The 2,505-nt window shown below is 65.4% G+C and carries 4 protein-coding genes; 1 reads left to right on the forward strand and 3 read right to left on the reverse strand.

The window, feature by feature from the left end; translation table 11 throughout:
• The 3 genes from MOV75_RS34370 to MOV75_RS34380 form a co-directional block, all read right to left on the reverse strand.
• Window positions 1-383: amidohydrolase family protein (locus tag MOV75_RS34370; RefSeq protein ID WP_247007560.1), on the reverse strand; the 383-nt coding region annotated here is incomplete at its 3' end.
• A 17-nt stretch (window positions 384-400) separates the two neighbouring features.
• Window positions 401-898, reverse strand: a complete 498-nt coding sequence (locus tag MOV75_RS34375; protein ID WP_246932007.1) for a GAF domain-containing protein — start codon at window positions 896-898, stop codon at window positions 401-403.
• A complete protein-coding gene (locus tag MOV75_RS34380) occupies window positions 895-2,253 on the reverse strand; it encodes an MFS transporter (protein ID WP_247007562.1) in 1,359 nt (452 codons plus the stop codon). Before MOV75_RS34380 ends, MOV75_RS34375 begins: the two co-directional genes overlap by 4 nt.
• Before the next feature lie 109 nt (window positions 2,254-2,362).
• Between MOV75_RS34380 and MOV75_RS34385 the strand changes: the two genes are divergently transcribed.
• The coding region (locus MOV75_RS34385) for a LysR family transcriptional regulator (RefSeq protein WP_247007564.1) at window positions 2,363-2,505 on the forward strand (143 nt) is incomplete at its 3' end.

The following is a 2,505-nucleotide window of genomic DNA, read 5'->3' on the forward strand; positions in this document are numbered from 1 at the left end:
AACAGCCGCGGCCCGTCAGTGAGGCCGGTCTCGATCGCCTGCTTCAGCGCGTGGCCGGCACCACCCGCATCCCGAACCGTGGTGAAGCCACGGCGCAGCATGCCGCGCAGCAGCAGCGTCGAGCGCAGCGTCACCAGCACGTTCGGCATGTGCACCTGTTGCGACAGATTGAGCTCGACCGCCACCGCATGCACATGCAGATCGATCAGGCCGGGCATCAGCGTCTTGCCGTTCAGGTCAATGGTCCGGTCGGCCGAGGCCTGGAGCGGCCGGTCCGAGACCTCCTTGATCACATCGTCCTCGACCAGCACGTGATGGCCCTCCAGCAAATCCGGCTGAAGTGGATCGAGCAGAGCGGCATTCTTGAAGAGAGTGCTGGGCATGGTCGTTTCCTGTCCGGTCAGGTCTGTGAGAGCAGCGCGGGCAATGCGAGCTGGGCGAAGGGAAGGCACGCGGCGACATCGTCCGCGCCGTACCAGCCCGCCTCATGGAGCAGATTGAGCGAACCGAACGTTCGTCCCCGCCAGCGCACGGGCATGTTGAGCACGCTCTCGCAGCCGAGCGAGGCGATCAACTCGTGATCGGGAAACACGCTGCGCAGATCGTCCCGCGTACGGCCGATATAGGCCTCGCCGCGGTCGAGCACGGCCTCGGTCCACGGTCCCGGCGTCAGGCGCTTGCGCCCGCCCGTCGGGTAAGGTTCGGGGAGATTGGAATAGATCCGCGCCGCTTCTCCGCTATCGTCGTCATAGGTCAGGATCGTGAACAGCTTGTGCCCGATCGCCGACTTCAAGGCGTGATCCAGTGCCGAGAACAGCGCGTCCGGCTGATCCGCCCTGCCCTGCGCCGCCGCCACCGCGCCGAGCAGCGGATCGGCTCGGCGTGTCGTCGGCCTCATGCGACCTCACCCGCCGCAATGTCTTCCAGCGAACGGCCGCGTGTCGGCACCCCCATCACCACGACGGTGAGGGCTCCGATCAGCAGCACGCTGGTGGTCAGGCCGAACACGCCGGCGAAGCCGAAATTGGGATAGAGATAGCCGACCAGGATTGGCGAGACGATCGCACCGATGCGGCCGATCGCCGAGGCAAGGCCGGCGCCGGTGGTTCGCACCGGCGTCGGGAACACCTCCGCCGTATAGGCATAGACGCCGGCATAGGTGCCGTTCATGAAGAACGACAGCAAGATCCCCGCGACCATGATGTGCTGGTCGCTCTGCGCGAAGGCGAGCCCGAGCGCGCTGACGCCGCCGAGCACCATGTAGGACGCAATGGTCGCCTGCCGGCCGATGCGCTCGTTGAACCAGGCGGCGCTGAAATAGCCAGGAATCTGCGCGCAATAGATCGCGATCGAATAGGCGAAGCTCTTGGTGATGCTCATGCCGTTCTGGACCAGCAGGCCGGGGATCCAGACGAAGAAGGAATAATAGCTGAAGGTGATCGCAAGCCACATGATCCAGGTCATGATGGTGATGCGCGCCTGCCGGCCGGCGAGCAGCGCCGCGAAATTGGCAAGCAGCGTTCCTCCGGCGCCGGGCGCACTGACCGCATCGACGACCGGCTGCGGCAGCACATGCCCCTGGCGTGCGAAGCCGGCTTCGATCTTGTCCAATACCGCTTCGGCTTCCTTCACCCGGCCCCGGCTTTCCAGCCAGCGCGGCGATTCCGGCAGCGCCCTACGCCACCACAGCAGCATGACGACCGGCACCGCGGTGATGACCAGCACGATGCGCCAGCCGTTCTCATAGGCGGGAACGATGAAGTAGCCGAGCAAAGCGGCGGCGACGAAACCGAAAGAGAAGAATCCGGCCAACGCGCCGGTGAAGCTGCCGCGGAAGCGCCGCGCCACGAACTCGGCCAGATAAGGCGCGATGATCGCGCTCTCGGCGCCGGTACCCATGCCGGCGACGACGCGGGCGGCGAAGAAGGACGACCAGCTGTCCACGGCCGCGCTGACGATCGAGGCGGCACAATACAGCGCCAGCGCCGACATCATCACCGCGCGGCGGCCGATGAGGTCGCCGAGCGTGCCCGCCAGCAACGCGCCGAACAGGAAGCCGATATAGGTGCTGCTGCCGAGCACGCCGATCTGCACGCTCGACAGATTCCAGGCCGTGCGCAGCACCGGCAGGATGAACGCCAGCACGGCCGCGTCCATCGCGTCGAACATGTAGCCGAGCCCACCCATCAACAGGAGATGCGTGTGGAAGCGCGCGAATGGCAGGCGCTCGATGCGCGCCGAGATCATCGACATGAAAGTCCCCTCAGTCCGGCGGACCGGCATCCGCAGTGTCCCTGGGGGAACCATAGACAAAGAGATATTATCGTCATAATTTATAATTGTGATCCCATACATCACCACGGTGAATGTTCTGTCGTTCCGATCGCTCGACCTCAACCTGCTGAAGGTCTTCGAAGCCCTGATGACCGAGGGCAGCGTCACGCGCGCCGCGAGCGCGCTGCTGATGACCCAGCCCGCGGTCAGCAACGCGCTGGCGCGGCTGCG

Source organism: Bradyrhizobium sp. PRIMUS42, assembly GCF_023006515.1.
Lineage (GTDB): Bacteria > Pseudomonadota > Alphaproteobacteria > Rhizobiales > Xanthobacteraceae > Bradyrhizobium.

Bases quoted from the DNA above. Each gene is read 5' to 3' on its own strand.
- MOV75_RS34375 (WP_246932007.1), bottom strand. From the start codon at position 898: ATGAGGCCGACGACACGCCGAGCCGATCCGCTGCTCGGCGCGGTGGCG.
- MOV75_RS34380 (WP_247007562.1), bottom strand. From the start codon at position 2,253: ATGTCGATGATCTCGGCGCGCATCGAGCGCCTGCCATTCGCGCGCTTC.